Source organism: Segatella copri (assembly GCF_026015625.1).
GTDB classification, from domain to species: domain Bacteria; phylum Bacteroidota; class Bacteroidia; order Bacteroidales; family Bacteroidaceae; genus Prevotella; species Prevotella copri_H.
In genome coordinates this window covers 3,598,491-3,614,340 of record NZ_JAPDVG010000001.1, presented here as the reverse complement: position 1 = coordinate 3,614,340, position 15,850 = coordinate 3,598,491, and the positions used below count along the sequence as shown (strand labels likewise).

Here is a 15,850-nt window from a genome sequence, read left to right as displayed (position 1 = left end):
TCACATTAAATTAGAAGAGCTTGTTAGGATAAACACCCTCATCGATAAGATGCTGGATCTTATCAACAACACTCTGGCGGTCGGCTGCATAAGTTACACCAAACCACTTGCTGGTAGTATCGAGCACCTTAACGGTAGCTGTACCCTCATTGATGAGCTTGTTGACCATCAATGGGATGAAGAACTCAGCCTTCTTGTTTTCCATATTCTTAGGATCACTCAAGAACTCCTTGAAGTACTCCTCACTATGCTGGAAGTAATCAGGTGTGAAGCCCCAAACGTTCATGGAAACAGGAGTATTGTCGCCAACAGCAACCCACTCGCCCTGCTCGTCCTTGTAAGATACCTTACCGTCAATACGCATGATCTCGGTACGCTCTACACAGGTAGTAAGGTTCTCATCAGCATCCTTAGAGCAGATGCCGCGAGCTACGGTACCATTCTCACTCAAGGTATTACCTACACGGAAACCTACCATGGCGTAACGGTTCTTGCTGCCCTCTGGAAGTTCAGAGAGGAACTTGCCGATTACCATGAAGCAATCGCGGTTGTAGAAGTCATCGCAGTTGATTACGCAGAAAGGTTCCTTGATGATATCCTTTGCCATCAGGACAGCATGGTTTGTACCCCATGGTTTCTCACGACCTTCTGGAACAGAGAATCCCTCTGGGAGATCATCCAATGCCTGGAAGCAAAGCTCTGCAGGAATATGACCCTCATACTTTGAAAGAATCTTCTCACGGAACTGATCTTCGAAGTCCTTGCGGATAACGAATACGATCTTTCCGAAACCAGCCTGAATAGCATCATAGATGCTGTAGTCCATGATAGTCTCACCATTAGGACCCAGACCATCAAGCTGTTTCAAACCACCATAACGGCTACCCATACCGGCAGCCAAAAGCAATAACGTAGGTTTCATTTTGTCTATACTTTTATTTATTAATAGTTGATAGTTATTAAAAAAATAACGATGCAAAAGTAACAAAAAAAATGCAGTTAACCGCACGTTTTCCTATTTTTTTTTGATTAATATCAATTTTTGTCCTTTTATGCACTATCTGTAACACATATCAGACTTATTTCCGGACACATCTCCCAGGCTAAACCTAGAAAGGATAACCCACAGCGAAATGCAGACTCTGGGCATCCTTGAACCGACGGATGTTATAGATGCCATTCTTGCCGGTATCGTAAGGAACATGCAGACCGATACCCCAGTCGACACGTATCACAAACATACCCATGTCATAACGCACACCGACACCGGTGCCTACCGCCAGCTGCCGGAAAAACTTGTCTACATCAAACTTGCCGAGCGGACTATACTCATGGTTGCGTAAGGTCCACACATTACCTGCATCCAGGAAAAGGGCTCCATAGAGATCGCCCCATACCTTCTGACGGTATTCCAGATTCATCAGATACTTGATGTCGCCCGTCTGGTCGATATACGAATACTTGCTGTTGGTAGGCTGGTATCTGCCCGGTCCGATGCTTCTCACATTAAAGGCTCGCACACTGTTGGCACCACCGATATAGAACTGCTCATAATAAGGAGCATTCTCGGCATTGCCATAACTCCAGATAATGCCGGCATTGACATGTCCCACCAGCGTACCATTCTGGGTGATACGCCAATATTTCACGAAATCTGTCTCCAGTTTCAGGAACTGAGCAAACGGATTCTTGAACATCTTCTTGTCTTTCTCGTTCCATCCCTTTCCGGCCGCCATGTAACCGAGCGAAAGGATATTGGCTGCCTCGCTGATGGTGGTTGACCAGGTGATAGGATGGCGGTAACGGCGCGGACTGCGATAAGTATAGGTGTAACTCATCTTAGGCACAAACTGGTCGCGCATCGATATCTGAAGATAAGGATGCAGGGCGAGGATGCTATCGAAAGCGGCTGTGCGACTGTTCATAAACTCATAAGAGAGAATCAGCGGACTGAAAGAATGCTGATGCTGGTAAGAGGTAGACCACGCATAGGTTAACTCGCCCGCTGCCACATGACGCCGGAAATAGCTGGCTCTGTTCAGTACATTCATCGAAGCCTTGACGGTTGTGGTCGGTACTCCCCGATATCGGGTAGGCATGTGTCCGGCACGGTATCTGCGCTCATTCTGCTCCATCGTTCTGAACATATTCCAAGGCGTGATGATGCGAGGGAACTCTACGGATACATCCGATCCGTATTCATAGGAATTGATGCGGGTAGAACCTCCACCAGCTTGACTGATGGTTTGCCACTCATGCGAACCATGCAGGTTGACAGTAAGTTTCTCGCCTCCATGAAAAGCATTGCGCTTGGTAAGACCCACTACCAGCTCCGGTCCTACTCTACCGGTCGTTTTACCGCGGGCATTTGCCTCGACATAGAAATCGTATGGCTTGTCGAATACCAGATCGATATTGGCATCCAAGGTATCACGATATACTACATTGCCCAAACTGTCTAGGGTCTGCACCGAACGGGGGGTAAACTGGATGCTGGAATAGCTGAAGAGTCCCATCTCCTGAAGTCCGGTCTTGGCACGTTCCTCGGTACGTACCCGATACAGTTCACGGGGACGCAGGCGCAGACTCTGCAAAACGATGCCCGGACGTATCGGCATCTTTCTTCCATTATAATGGAAACTCAGATAGCTGCGCACAAAGGAATCCTTCAACTCCTCCATATACTGCTTTCTGAAATTAACATGAATCTTTCCGATATACCACTGGCGGGTAGCCCTATCGTCCACGCTGTCTGCCATCATCAGCCGCAACTGCACCTTGCCGGGCACATTCACGGTATCGGCAAGATAAGAAGCATAACTGTTCTGATAGAAATAATAGCCCCTGTTGCGGAACAGACGGGTGATACGCTGACGTTCCGATTCCATGTTGGCGACATTGAAAGGACTCCCCTTCCGGATGAGCGCCTTGTTCATGGAGGCATCTATGAGCTGCTTGCTCTTGGCAGGGAAGTTGAGATAAGCCATAGAATCAAGCGTCCAGAGATGACCGAAGTCTACCTGATAGGCAACCTTCGCCTTCTTCGGATTGCTCTGTGTCAGCACATCATAAGTCACCTTACCGTTAAAATAGCCATATTTATCGAGCTGATGCTCGGCTACCTGGGCACGGAGTTGCGGATTCACATTCGCCATCAGCTTAGGTTTGGAACCGAATACCTTGGTTATCCACTTAGCCAGTGCTCCATCCGACTGAGAGAAAGCATTCCATATCCACAGGCGCACAGGGAACGGCGTGCGGTAATAGCTGCTCCCAAACAAGGCACCGTTCGGAGCCGAAGCCAGGGCATACTCCATCTCGGTGATGGTAGAATCAGCATAAGTTCCCTTCTCGTAGTTCTTATACTCGATAGGTACCAGACCCGTAAACAGCTGCTCGTCTTCTTTCAGTGCACTGGTTGAAGAGCAACCCGTTATGAGCTGCCCCGACAACATCAGCAATGCTGCCACATATATAATAAGGTATAACCTGTTCTGCTGTTTCATATCGCTCATTACTTTTCGTTAAGTTTCAATGGGTCAAAGTCCTTTGTTCTGGCTTTCTCCATCGTATCCTTCTTTTCGTTCGTACTCTTCTTCACCGCAGGATTCTTCTCCATTGGGGCTGCAGGAATCTGCTGCTTATCGGTCTTGAACCGGAAGATGTCCTTGAAATGCTGCAACTTTCTCTGCCATTTGAAACCGACACCGTACTCACCTATCAAACCTTCGAGCCAATTGTAGGTATTGTTGTTGTAGAAGGCACGGATATACTGGCTCGCACCTTCGTTGAGACGGTACTGCAATTCGATATTGTTGAAGAATGCATCATCATTGTTGGCTGCATTCTCCATTTCTGCACCGGTAGAAACCTTACCGCCCACACTGAAACTCAAGCGGTTGTTGAAGAACCGCTTGGCAAACTTAAAGTTGTAATCGGTGTGCATGGCACCTGCTGCATTGGTGGAGTTATCTACCGACATACCGACATCCACACCCACAGAACGCATCGCTGAACCTGCAATATTATTGATCTCTGAGTTGAGGAATGAGGTCAAGGCACTGTTCATGGAGAACGAATTGGTATTTCCGTTGGCAAGATACATGCCCGAAGCCAGCATCGTAATGGCTATCTTACCCCGCTCTTCAATACTCATCGTGTTCAGTTCATCCTGCAAGGTGGCATCGTTTGGTGAGGAAACGATAAACTGGATGCCTGGCTTATTCAATGTCTGCGAGAGTTTTACGCCACAAATGAAATCCACCGAGCGGCCGGTTCCCTGTCCCTCGTTTACCGTTGTCCTGACATTCTCTGTTGCCGTGATGTTCAGGGTCGGGTTGAACGGATCGCCGTTAAACTCTATGTAGCTGCCGTCCTGGATATCAAACGTCTTGAGCGGAATGATAGGCAGCGAATATTTCATCTTGCCATTGTTCAGGGTATACTTGCCCGTGATGCCGATGCCATCAACCGAATTGTAAGTCATCGTCAGATTACCACCGCCCATCAGGTCGATGTAGTTGGTCTGGTCGGCATTCAAAGCACAGAGGATATGAGCCGACTCGTCTATCGACATGCCCAACATCATGTTCAATCCTTCCAGTGCCGGACGCTTGACAACGACAGGCTTGCCACTCTTGAAATTCGTAAACTTCACCAGCTCATCGAGCTGCGTATCAGTAGTCAGTTCCGATTCTTTCAGCACATACGTCATATCCGTATTGCCGAGGACATCCAGTTTACCCTGCATCTTCAGATTGCTTACCGGTCCGCGCATCGCACCATAGAAGTTGACATACGCCTTGCCGAAAGCCTCGGAACGGGCATTCTCCTTGGCATCAATCAGCAGAAAGTTCTGTGCTCGCATCCGGATATCGAGCATCATCTTCTCTATATTCGTAAAGTCGAGACTGCCCTGGATATTGAGCGGACTCTCATTGTTGGCATACATCATGAAGTTTTCGAAGAGCAACTTGCTGTCTATGATACGGACAGGATCGTTGGCAAAACGCATCGTGATGCCATACGGCACACTGACGAGGTAAGCCGAATCCAGATATACTTCGCCCTCTACATCCAACTGGCTCAAGGCTCCCTTCAAACTCAGTTTTCCTTCGCCATATCCCTTCAGACCCATAATCTGGTCAGGAACAAAACCGTTGACAAAATGCAGAGGCAACTTCTCCATACCCACTTCGGCATCGAGATAACCGTTTCCTTCCGACTTGTAAGTACCCTTTACGGTAGCTACTTCTTCACCCTCATAATTGAGGAAACCATCTACATAATGAGAACCGTCGCTCTTTGGCATGTAAACGAATTCAGTACCGACATCTCCCATCGGACACTTTTCGTAAACCATATTGTCGATGTTCAGATTAGAAGAAACCGAGAGTTCATCCTTGGTCTGGATAATATGGAAGTCGCCGTCAAGAATACCCGAGATATCCGGCATATAAGGAATCACGCTGAGCACTTTATCCAGATTAAACTGGCTCATGCTGACCGTAAGATCCTGCAGCGCTTCTTCGTTTTCATCATTGCTGTATATGCGGATACCCATGCCGTTGGCTGCCTTCAGACTCAGATTGGCAGAAACACGGTCGTCATTGCCCAGCATCAGATAGTTGTCATCGTTGGCAGTAAACTTTTTGTACCCCAGGACAGGATGGGTATCGATGAGCGAAATCTTCACGCCGTTTTCCAGCAACAGCGCCTCCAGACCCACATCTACACCCAATCTGTTTTTGGCATCATAGATGCGGGCATCGATATTGGAACCCTTCTCCTGCAGTTCGCCCTCTACCTGTGCCCGGAACACATACTGAGGATTATGCTTGTTGTTCTGAACACGTGCTGCATAGCGGATGGTATCGCCCTCAGTCTTCACCAAGGCACGGATCGTATCCAACTGCATACCACTCGCCACCAGTGAATCGATGTTGAGATAACCATTGACACCTGTTACAGGCGACATGGTCATCTTCATATCCACCATCTTGAAATCATAACCGCAGTAAGCGATGAAACGGGAAATGAAATTGTCCTTTCCTGTGGTAAGATAAACATGACCGAAAGGGAACTGACTGCGAATCTTCACCTGATCGATATGATGGTTCCTAAGCTGATGAGCCAATTCTTTCTGCAATCCGGCAAAACGGCTCATCAACTGCTTATAGCCTCCGTGTACATCCATGTTGAGATGGAAGTCGCCGCAATCGATGACTGCGTGCGTGGTATCTCTGCGGGTAAAGACATCAGCGTCAACACCCACCGGACGGTAATTCTTTTCTGCCGTACGAACCGTAATATCACTCATCGAAGCCATGATGTCATGACTGTCCTTCAGGTCGGACCTGATATCCATGTGACCGCAGAGCGACAGGCGCATCGGTGCCTTTGTAACCTCTAACGAATAAAGATTCACATCGCGGACATCTGCCACCAGGGTAGCCTCCAGTTTCTTGGAATTCGTAAGTGCATCAAGGCTTACGAGTCCCGTAAGATACTGGTTTTTGCTGTCGATATCGGCATGCACCTTACCATTAGCAACGTGAGCCACTGCCAATACATGATCCAGTTTGTATTTGCCATACTGAATCTGGCTTACCTGTGCCTTAGCCTGTAATCGGGTACGCGGAGAAAGGAAATCGGTTCCCACTCCCTTCGCCTGCAATGAGCCGGTGAAAGAATGCAAATCCTGTTTTGGCAGGAAATGCTTTGCCTGGATGTTGTGCGCCTGAATCTTAGCCTGATAAGCCAGACGGTTCATATCGATACTGCCGTCTTTCCGGGTCTTCGCATCTATCTTGGCATCTACCCTCATTCTGCCACGACCTTCGGTAATGGCGAGTCGGGTAGCATATCTGGAGCCGTCTGCCTGAATGTTACCACGGATTCCGATACCGCTAGGCACACGTATCTCCTGCATCAGAGAAGGGTCAAGCATGGCGGTAATGAAATCCAGATGATAGGTACGGGCGTTCAGATCTACATTTGCCTTCAGACGGTTCAAATCCGTCAGGTTACCCAATTTTCCATCAGCACTCAGTTCGAAGGCTGTAGGCAGCGACAGTTTCAAGCCCGAGAAAGATGCCTGCTGCATATTTCCCTTGAACGAACCTTCTATCTTCATCGGATAGAATGGCCATTTCTTCTTCATGGCGCCTGGGAAGGCATCGCCTGCAAAGAGGAACAGGTCTGAACGGCCCAAAGCTCCCTTCAGCTGTGCCATCAACTTGCCAGGTTTCACCTCATCAAAGGCATTCATATCCATATCCACCGTTGCCTGCAACTGGGAGTATGGGGTACGGAGACAGATATCAGGCAACTGCAGTTTCACGGAATCCATCACGAATCTGCCATAGAGCTGGTCTACCTGCAAACCGCTTTTCTCCTTAAACTGAGCTTCACGAATCTTGACATCGATCTTCGAATCGCAATAATAGAAAGAGTCTGCCTTCAAAGTCATGGCCGACAGGGCGATATGGTTAAAGTCCATGCCCGATACCGGACGGATATAGTTTTGGTCATAGTTCACCTTGCCATTCTTCCAGTCAAGATGACCTATCTGATAAAGTCCTTTATAAAGGTCGAGATAGGTAGTCTGCGCCACCGCATCTCCAAAATAAGCATTCACCTGAAGAGTATCTCCAGGCATGTGTAATACGAAATCAGTATTCTTCAGTTTCAGTTTTTCGATATTCACCTTCCAGAAATTGGTACTAGGAGTAGTATCCGGCGGCACCGTATCGCTCAACTCTACCGAGAGTCGGGCATCAGCCAACAGGGCATGATTCACCCTGACCTTCTCCTTTCCCAGGTCAATGCCATGAGCCTTCAGGCGCAGATTACCTACATTGCCCTTGATTCTTGCTTCGTGAATAAAATTAGTGGTATTCACCTTCATCTGGGTGAAATTGAGTTCATCCACCATGACTTGACTTTCGAAAAGAGGCAACAATTGTACGTCTACCACCATCTTCTGGATGTCGGCAACGGTATCTCTCTTATTTCTTAAAGCCAAGTTTGGGGAATTCTTGAGTGAGTCGATTGGCTGAAGTACCTTTACGCCTTCCACTCCCAGTTTCAGAGGGAAGACGAGGCGTACTTGCTTTACCGAAATATCCATACCCGTCGACTCTGAGGCATAAGCAGCCACTTGCTTTACCGCCCAATTCTGAACAGGTGGCAGATAAAGCAGAATGGATAACAACAAGATGAGCACCAATGGAGTCAACACCGTGATTCCTGCCCATTTCGCATACCTCTTCATAAGCATGGATTTTTGAGTTAGGGTGCAATAGCCCGCCAAAGATTATCATCCGGCAGCGGAGCCTCTGCTACTATTGTTTCTTTAGACACAGGATGAACAAATTCTACTCTGTGTGAAAGGAGAGAAATACTGCCATCTGCATTGCTACGTGGAGAACCGTATTTCAAATCTCCCTTGATAGGACATCCCATCTTGGCAAGCTGGCATCTTATCTGATGATGACGACCCGTCATCAAATTCACCTCCAGAAGTGTATAATGGTCTGTATGACCTATCACCTTATACTTCAATATCGCTTTCTTCGAGTTTTTCACCTCACGGTCGTAAGCATAGCTCTTATTCTGCTTTTCATTTCTTACAATCCAATGGGTGAGCGTAGCCTCAGGTTCCTTTGGCATGTTCTTCACGATTGCCCAATAGGTTTTGTGAACTTCGCCATCCCGGAACATATTGTTCAGACGGCTCAATGCCTTAGAAGTTTTGGCAAATACGACCAAACCCGAAACAGGACGGTCAAGGCGATGCACCACACCGAGAAATACATTTCCCGGCTTGTGATACTTCTCCTTGATGTACTGTTTCACAGTCTCCGAGAGAGGTTCGTCGCCGGTCTTGTCGCCCTGCACGATTTCGCCACTTCTCTTAGAGACTATGATTATATGGTTGTCTTCGTAAACTACCTGCATGTTTTATCAACAAAACGTTGCCGAGAGATTACATGTTCATACCACCGTCGATCTGAATAACCTGACCGCTTACATAGCTAGACAAGTCGGAAGCGAGGAAGAGGCAAACATTTGCGATATCCTCAGTCTGACCACCACGACGCAATGGAATCTTCTTCATCCAGTCCTTGCGGATTTCCTCAGGCAACTGTGCAGTCATTGCAGTCTCGATGAAACCAGGAGCTACTGCATTAGCGCGTACACCCTTAGGACCCAACTCCTGAGCGATAGACTTAGCCAAAGCAATCATACCAGCCTTAGAAGCTGCATAGTTGCACTGACCTGCATTACCATGAACACCTACTACAGAAGCCATGTTGATGATAGAACCACCACGCTGACGAAGCATGATTGGAGAGCAAGCATGAATGAAGTTGAAGGCTGACTTCAAGTTTACATTCAAAACAGCATCCCACTGAGCCTCGCTCATACGGAGCATCAAACCGTCCTTGGTGATACCTGCATTGTTAACCAGGATATCAATAGAACCGAAGTCCTCATGAATCTGCTTAACTGTCTTCTGTGTCTCCTCGAAATCTGCTGCATTACCAGCATAAGCACGACAGGTTACACCAAGAGCCTCAATCTCCTTACGAGTAGCTTCCAAACCGGCAGCCATATCGTCGTTGAGTACGAGGTCTGTAAATGCGATGTTAGCGCCCTCAGAGGCGAACTTCATAGCGACAGCCTTACCGATGCCGCGAGCAGCACCTGTTACAAGGGCTGTTTTACCACTTAATAATCCCATTTTGTTCATAACTTATTAATAATCAATTATTTATAATTTCTAAAATTTCGTTTGCCGATTTTTTACCGAATGATAATAAGGCCTATCTTACCTAAATTCGTAGTAATCCCACTACTTTGAAAACACCGAACACATCATTTTTGTTCACTAAAAAATCGGGATAATCAGAGTTGAAAGATACACATCTGTAGTTGTCACCCTCATCGTACAGACGTTTTAGAACAGCTCCATCCCTAGTATCGAGTACATAGGTTTTTCCCCATTCTATATAGTCATAGACCCTACGGATGGCGATCTCATCTCCACCCTCAAACTTTGGCTCCATGGAGTCTCCTTTGACTATCATGGTGTAATCGTAAGGAGGAAACGCTTTGATAACAGGAACCTGTTCGCAATCCAGGAGTATCACACCATCGGAGAAACCGGACAGGGATCCGGCGGCAACCGTCTGGGGGATCCGCGGGCGAGTCTCATCAACACTTTCGTTTATATCCTTTTTCTCATCCTCCTTAATATTATATTGTATAACAGGAGGAACATGGTACATCTCGGCAATAGATAAGCCGAGTACATCACAAATGCGCTCAATCAATCCGCTCTTAATATCAGCGGCGTTAAGTGCCTGATTGAGATGTTGCGGGGACATTCCCAATCTTTTTGCTATATCCGAAAGTACTAGCCCCCGGTTTAATAGCTCATTTTTCAAGATTTCACCTGTCATAAACACTAGTATTTATTAAATAGTCTTAAAATACCACACAAATAAACACTTTTAGTTGGTGGTTTAAACACTTTTGTGTATCTTTGCACCCAAGATAAGTAAGTAACTAAACTCTCGGAGCACAAAAGAGGCTGTCAGGCTTTTTGCCCAACATACCAATATCCTACTGCAAATATACGGCAGTTTTTCTTTTTCTCCAAGGGAATAAGTAACTAAGTAAGTAAATTTAATAATATTTAAACAAAAATGGAGAAATTGACAAGAAAAGACTTAGAGAACATCGGAATGGGTCTCACAGAGACATTCAATTTGCCGAATGCTAAGGCCTGTGACAATGGCAAGGCTTTGGCTTATCAGTATCAGAATCAGCTCGGCTGCAAGTTCAGTATCCAATCGGACTATGCTAACAGCCGTCTCACCATTACAAAGAAACCCGCATGATAGAGACAGAGCCAAAGGTAACACCGGAGGGCTTGTATAGTGTCACCCAGACAGCGATCATCCTCGGGGTGAACAGGCAGACCATAAGACGGTATGCAAACAACGGAGATCTGAAATTCAAGATCCGTAAAGCAACCCTCAGAAAAGTAATCAAGGGATCCGAGATCCTCAGATTTTGGAGATCCACAATCGTGTAATCATTTAAAATTAGCAGATATGGTTAAGTTATTAAAGAATTGGAGATTTTGGGTATTGATGGGCATTCTTTTCATCGCCCTCATTAATGCTTTGATTGATCCACCGGAGAATTTTTCAGAAAAGACATTGATCCTCATCATCGTTAAGATCAATACCATCGTGCTCGTATGGCTAGACATCCAATTGTTCAGATTTTGGGTACGTACCCGTAAGATCGATGATATTGTGAATTATATCCAAGAGGATAAGTAATATATAATAATGTATAACATAAACATTTTCGACAATGAAAACAGATTTCAGTATTAATGTGAATGTAAGTTTGGGTGTGACCCCGGAGGTGATCGCCCTAGTTGGAGCCATCCTGTCTAAAAAGCCTGTTCCTGTAGTAGCAGAGCAACAGCCATCCAAGGACGATCATCAGGAGGATGCCCCACAGGCTCCTCAGAAAAAGCCGAATGGGCGAAGTAGCAAAACCGCCAAGGCAGAACAGGAGCAGCAGCCATCTGGCGAAGAGGCAGCACCGGGCAAGACAGAGGATAATGCCGATGGTGACAACGACACCAACGACACCAAGGATGAGGCACAGGCACAGACTCAGGAACAGCAGCCTCAGCCACCTATTGACAAGGCTCCGGCCTCTAAGTTTCCAACAGCGGCAGATCTGAGAAAGGCAATGAACGATCTCAGAGATCGCATCGAGGGAGAGGACTATGCCAACAAGAAGAACACCGATGCTAAGGTGAAAGCCCTCCACAGATTGGTGACATCTACTCTTAAGAATGTGGCAGCCCTGTTCGGAGCAGAGAAGCCATCAGAGATCGTAGAGGATAAGAGACAGGCATTCATGGATGAGATTGCATTATTGGAGTTATCATCCGATGGTAGTAAATTGGAAAAACCGTTAGCATTTTAATTATGGCACATGCGTTATTATCACCTAGTGCAGCTCACAGATGGTTGAATTGCACGGCAGCGCCCCTCCTCGAAAAAGACGTAAAGGACAGCGGCAGCACATTCGCAGAAGAGGGCAGTTTAGCCCATGCGATCGCAGCGAAGAAGTTAAAGACATTCCTCAAGCTCGACACATCCGAAGAAGATAAGGAGATCGCGAAGTTAAAGGATAAGTACTATTGTGGCGAGATGGAAGAGTACACCGATGCCTATGTATCGATTGTACTAGAGAAGTTCAATGCAGCAAAGCAGAGAACCAAGGATGCCAAATTGCTCGTAGAGGTGAGATTAGATTTTTCTCACTACGTTCCAGAAGCATTCGGCACATCGGATGTGGTGATCATCGCCGATGGCTTGATGGAAGTGGTCGATCTCAAATATGGCAAGGGAGTGAAAGTCTCAGCCATTGAGAATCCTCAGATGAAGATCTATGCCCTCGGAGCCTATGATGCTTTTAACTTTGACTACAAGATCGAGAATATCCGAATGACCATCATACAGCCGAGAATCGACAATCTCAGCGAGTATGAAATGACCATCCCGGATTTGTTGAATTGGACTGTAGATATTTTGCAGCCTAAGGCAAAGGAAGCATTCAGCGGCAACGGCAGACAGATGCCGGGAAAATGGTGTCAGTTCTGCAAGGTCAATGGCCGATGCAGAGCACTCGCAGAGCAATGCACAGACATTGTTAAGAAGCATCCCGATCCTACATTGATCAAGCCGGAGGATATGGCAGAACACATTTTGCCTCTCATCCCGGTAGTCAAGACATGGTTGTCGAGTGTTGAGGAGTACACTTTGGAGCAAGCCCTAGCGGGCACTCAGTATGTGGGCTACAAGTTGGTAGCGGGCAGATCCATCCGTAAGATCACAGATGCCAATGCCGTTATCGATCTCCTCGAAAAGGCGGGCTTCGCCAAGGATATGATCACCAAGCCGACAGAGCTTAAGAGCATCACGGATTTGGAAAAGTTAGTTGGCAAAAAGAAATTTTCAACACTTTGCGCTGATCACATCTTTAAGCCGGATGGCAAACCGACATTGGTCCCAGAGGAGGATAAGAGACAAGCCCTCAATCCGATGGTGGATGATTTCAAGGATGTAAACATCGAATAATAGTAAATTATAAACTTTTTAAAAAAATATAATTATGATTAATCCAATTGTAAAAGAGACAAAAGTAGTAATCGGCCCTGTGCGCCTCAGTTATACACACGTTTTCGAGCCATACGCCCCTAAGGATGGCAAGAGTGAGCCAAAGTACATGACTAATCTCCTCATCCCTAAGACGGAGAAAAAGACCATCGAGGCCATCAACAAGGCGATCGAGACTGCAAAGCAACAGGCGATCGTTTCCAAGTTCGGCGGTAAGGAGCCTAAGAAATTGGAGCTCCCAATGCACGATGGTGACGAAAAGGACAATGACGATGATGGCATCTATGAGGATCATTTCTACATCAACGCCAAGGCCAAGACCCGCCCGGGCATCTGTGATAAGAAGCGCGTGCCTATCATGGACGAGGAGGAGGTTTACAGCGGTTGTTGGGCCATCATGAGTGTTACGTTCTATGGCTACGATGTGAACGGTAAAAAGGGCATCGCGTGCGGTCTGAATAACATCATGAAGTTCAAGGACGATGAGCACTTGGGCGGCCGTGTTTCTGCTGAGACCGATTTCGCCGACATCCCACAGTTTGACGATGAGGATGATGACGATCTGTAGAATAGTCTTTTCATTGATAATAAAGCCGTGAGGCAGCGGGGCTACGGCCCCAACGCCCACGGTGATCTCTAACAAAACAAGACATGAAAGAATTAGGAATTGACATTGAGACCTACAGCAGTAACGATCTTACTACCGGAGGAGTATATAAGTACATCGAAGCAGAGGATTTTACGATTTTGTTGTTCGCCTACTCCATCGATGGTGCTCCCGCTAAGTGTGTCCAATTGGCCTGTGGTGAGGAATTGCCTCCGGAAATCCGGGCTGCATTGACCGATCCCGAAGTTACCAAGACAGCATTTAACGCTACATTCGAGAGACTTTGTATCTCAAAGTATCTGGGCATGGACAAACCGATGGATCCGGCACAATGGAAATGCACCATGGTGCGGGCAGCTAGAATGGGATTGCCGTTATCCCTCGCTCAATGTGGTGAGGTGCTTAAGTTGGAGGATCGAAAGATGAGTGAGGGTAAAGCCCTCATCCGTTATTTCTCATGCCCTAACAAGGTCAAGAAACAGGGTATGGTGAGAATGATCCGGCATCACCCGGAATCAGATCCCGAGAAATGGGCCACCTTTGTCAGGTACAACATCCGTGATGTGGACGTAGAGCAAGCGATCCTCAAAAAGGTTCGCCGTCTGGAGGTTCCCAAGTTTGATGAGGATCTCTATGTGGCTGATCAGGAGATAAACGACAGAGGAGTATTGGTCGATCAGGTATTGGTTAACAATGCAGCGAGATTTGATGCCGAGTACAAAGATGAGTTATTGGCACAGGCCAAAGAGCTTACCGGAATGGAGAATCCCAACAGCCCGGCACAGCTTAAGATCTATCTGAACAAAGTGACAGGACTCAGCATCGAGAGCCTCAACAAAAAGGATATGGAGGATCTAGATCAGCAGTTGATGTTCTGGCCAAGAGCTCAGAAGATGTTGAAGCTACGTAAGGAGATGGCCAAGACGAGCAACAAGAAATATAATGCCATACAGGAATGTATGTGCAAGGATGGCAGAGTCCATGGACTCCTCCAATTCTGTGGAGCCGCCCGAACAGGCCGATGGGCGGGCAGATTGGTTCAATTACAGAATCTCCCTCAGAATCATCTAACCGATCTCGACTATGCCCGGTATCTGGTCAAGCAGGGTGATTTGGATGAGTTCGAGATGAATTACTCGAATGTGACCCAAGTACTGAGTGAATTGATCCGCACAGCGTTCATCGCAAAGCCCGGATGTATTTTCCATGTGTGCGATTTCTCAGCGATCGAGGCGAGAGTTATCGCTTGGGTAGCGGGTGAGAGATGGGTGATCGATGCGTTCAAACACGGAAAAGACATCTATTGTGAGACCGCGAGTAAGATGTTTAACTGCAAGGTGGAGAAACATGGCGAAAACGCCGATCTCAGACCGAAAGGAAAGGTGGCAGTATTAGGCCTCGGCTATGGTGGAGGAGTAGCAGCACTCGAAGCCATGGGAGGAGCCAAGCTAGGTTTAACACAGGATGAGGAAAAATCCATTGTCAAGATGTGGAGAAATAGTAATCCTCATATTGTGAAGCTGTGGGAGAACGTAGAGAAAGCGGCGATCTCAGCCATACAGACCGGAAACACCGTAGTAGTCAACAGAGGCATCGAGATCTCCAAGAAATGGGGAATGCTTTGCATCAAGCTACCGAGCGGCCGTACCATCTGCTATCCGAGAGCCGAGGTCGGTGTGGAAAAAGATGATGGTTGGAGAAGCGATCATCCTATCATCGAGTATGAGGGATTGGATCAGATCACCAAGAAATGGGGCAAGATCCGAACCTACGGAGGAAAGCTCACAGAGAACATCATCCAAGCCATCGCCCGAGACATCCTAGGAACCGTGATACTCAGAGCCAAGAGCAAAGATCTGAATGTGGTATTCCACATCCACGATGAGATCATTGTCGAGGCATCCAAAGATCAGACCCTAGAAAATGTGGAGGCTCTATTTAGTGAACCGATAGAATGGTGTCCGGGGCTCCCATTAAAAGGAGCGGGATATTCGACACCATATTATCTCAAAGATTAATAGCA

At 47.0% G+C, this 15,850-nt stretch carries 13 protein-coding genes; 7 read left to right on the top strand and 6 right to left on the bottom strand.

Translation table 11 applies throughout. From position 1 onward, the window contains the following. Nucleotides 1-10: 10 nt before the first annotated feature. From ONT19_RS14980 to ONT19_RS14955, 6 genes are all read right to left on the bottom strand, one after another. Nucleotides 11-922: a nucleotidyltransferase gene (locus ONT19_RS14980; protein WP_022120329.1), complete on the bottom strand. Its 912-nt coding sequence runs from the start codon at nt 920-922 to the stop codon at nt 11-13. A gap of 187 nt (nt 923-1,109) precedes the next feature. Continuing rightward, nucleotides 1,110-3,515 carry a BamA/TamA family outer membrane protein gene (locus tag ONT19_RS14975; RefSeq protein ID WP_264953238.1) on the bottom strand — a complete coding sequence of 802 codons (2,406 nt, stop codon included), beginning with the start codon at nt 3,513-3,515 and terminating at the stop codon, nt 1,110-1,112. Continuing rightward, nucleotides 3,515-8,275: a translocation/assembly module TamB domain-containing protein gene (locus ONT19_RS14970; RefSeq protein WP_264953237.1), complete on the bottom strand. Its 4,761-nt coding sequence runs from the start codon at nt 8,273-8,275 to the stop codon at nt 3,515-3,517. The genes ONT19_RS14975 and ONT19_RS14970 overlap by 1 nt, the downstream gene beginning before the upstream one ends. Nucleotides 8,276-8,292: 17 nt before the next feature. Next, on the bottom strand, nt 8,293-8,961 hold the full coding sequence (locus ONT19_RS14965) for an RluA family pseudouridine synthase (protein ID WP_264953236.1): 669 nt from the start codon (nt 8,959-8,961) through the stop codon (nt 8,293-8,295). Nucleotides 8,962-8,989: 28 nt separating this feature from the next. Next, nucleotides 8,990-9,748: a 3-oxoacyl-[acyl-carrier-protein] reductase gene (gene fabG, locus ONT19_RS14960; protein ID WP_022120325.1), complete on the bottom strand. Its 759-nt coding sequence runs from the start codon at nt 9,746-9,748 to the stop codon at nt 8,990-8,992. 91 nt (nt 9,749-9,839) lie between these two features. Continuing rightward, a complete protein-coding gene (locus tag ONT19_RS14955; protein ID WP_264953235.1) occupies nt 9,840-10,469 on the bottom strand; it encodes a LexA family transcriptional regulator in 630 nt (209 codons plus the stop codon). A 246-nt stretch (nt 10,470-10,715) separates the two neighbouring features. On the opposite strand from ONT19_RS14955, the gene ONT19_RS14950 reads away from it, so the two are divergent. From ONT19_RS14950 to ONT19_RS14920, 7 genes are all read left to right on the top strand, one after another. Next, nucleotides 10,716-10,910: a hypothetical protein gene (locus ONT19_RS14950; RefSeq protein ID WP_154481224.1), complete on the top strand. Its 195-nt coding sequence runs from the start codon at nt 10,716-10,718 to the stop codon at nt 10,908-10,910. Then, nucleotides 10,907-11,107 (top strand): helix-turn-helix domain-containing protein, encoded by a 201-nt coding sequence (locus ONT19_RS14945; protein ID WP_264953234.1) that lies wholly within the window; start codon nt 10,907-10,909, stop codon nt 11,105-11,107. The genes ONT19_RS14950 and ONT19_RS14945 overlap by 4 nt, the downstream gene beginning before the upstream one ends. 19 nt (nt 11,108-11,126) lie before the next feature. Beyond that, nucleotides 11,127-11,360, top strand: a complete 234-nt coding sequence (locus tag ONT19_RS14940; RefSeq protein ID WP_264953233.1) for a hypothetical protein — start codon at nt 11,127-11,129, stop codon at nt 11,358-11,360. 34 nt (nt 11,361-11,394) lie between these two features. Then, nucleotides 11,395-12,024, top strand: a complete 630-nt coding sequence (locus tag ONT19_RS14935; protein WP_264953232.1) for a hypothetical protein — start codon at nt 11,395-11,397, stop codon at nt 12,022-12,024. A gap of 2 nt (nt 12,025-12,026) precedes the next feature. After that, on the top strand, nt 12,027-13,181 hold the full coding sequence (locus ONT19_RS14930; RefSeq protein ID WP_264953231.1) for a DUF2800 domain-containing protein: 1,155 nt from the start codon (nt 12,027-12,029) through the stop codon (nt 13,179-13,181). A 34-nt stretch (nt 13,182-13,215) separates the two neighbouring features. Next, nucleotides 13,216-13,788, top strand: coding sequence for a DUF2815 family protein (locus ONT19_RS14925; protein ID WP_264953230.1), 573 nt, complete (start codon nt 13,216-13,218; stop codon nt 13,786-13,788). A gap of 83 nt (nt 13,789-13,871) precedes the next feature. Then, a complete protein-coding gene (locus tag ONT19_RS14920) occupies nt 13,872-15,845 on the top strand; it encodes a DNA polymerase (protein ID WP_264953229.1) in 1,974 nt (657 codons plus the stop codon). Nucleotides 15,846-15,850: the final 5 nt, after the last annotated feature.

What these genes read in the sequence shown, in the direction of transcription:
- ONT19_RS14920 (WP_264953229.1), top strand. Translation starts at nt 13,872, where the DNA reads ATGAAAGAATTAGGAATTGACATTGAGACCTACAGCAGTAACGATCTT.
- ONT19_RS14945 (WP_264953234.1), top strand. Translation starts at nt 10,907, where the DNA reads ATGATAGAGACAGAGCCAAAGGTAACACCGGAGGGCTTGTATAGTGTC.
- ONT19_RS14955 (WP_264953235.1), bottom strand. Translation starts at nt 10,469, where the DNA reads ATGACAGGTGAAATCTTGAAAAATGAGCTATTAAACCGGGGGCTAGTA.
- ONT19_RS14975 (WP_264953238.1), bottom strand. Translation starts at nt 3,515, where the DNA reads ATGAGCGATATGAAACAGCAGAACAGGTTATACCTTATTATATATGTG.
- ONT19_RS14965 (WP_264953236.1), bottom strand. Translation starts at nt 8,961, where the DNA reads ATGCAGGTAGTTTACGAAGACAACCATATAATCATAGTCTCTAAGAGA.
- ONT19_RS14925 (WP_264953230.1), top strand. Translation starts at nt 13,216, where the DNA reads ATGATTAATCCAATTGTAAAAGAGACAAAAGTAGTAATCGGCCCTGTG.
- ONT19_RS14930 (WP_264953231.1), top strand. Translation starts at nt 12,027, where the DNA reads ATGGCACATGCGTTATTATCACCTAGTGCAGCTCACAGATGGTTGAAT.
- ONT19_RS14940 (WP_264953233.1), top strand. Translation starts at nt 11,127, where the DNA reads ATGGTTAAGTTATTAAAGAATTGGAGATTTTGGGTATTGATGGGCATT.
- ONT19_RS14970 (WP_264953237.1), bottom strand. Translation starts at nt 8,275, where the DNA reads ATGAAGAGGTATGCGAAATGGGCAGGAATCACGGTGTTGACTCCATTG.
- ONT19_RS14950 (WP_154481224.1), top strand. Translation starts at nt 10,716, where the DNA reads ATGGAGAAATTGACAAGAAAAGACTTAGAGAACATCGGAATGGGTCTC.
- ONT19_RS14935 (WP_264953232.1), top strand. Translation starts at nt 11,395, where the DNA reads ATGAAAACAGATTTCAGTATTAATGTGAATGTAAGTTTGGGTGTGACC.
- ONT19_RS14980 (WP_022120329.1), bottom strand. Translation starts at nt 922, where the DNA reads ATGAAACCTACGTTATTGCTTTTGGCTGCCGGTATGGGTAGCCGTTAT.
- fabG (WP_022120325.1), bottom strand. Translation starts at nt 9,748, where the DNA reads ATGGGATTATTAAGTGGTAAAACAGCCCTTGTAACAGGTGCTGCTCGC.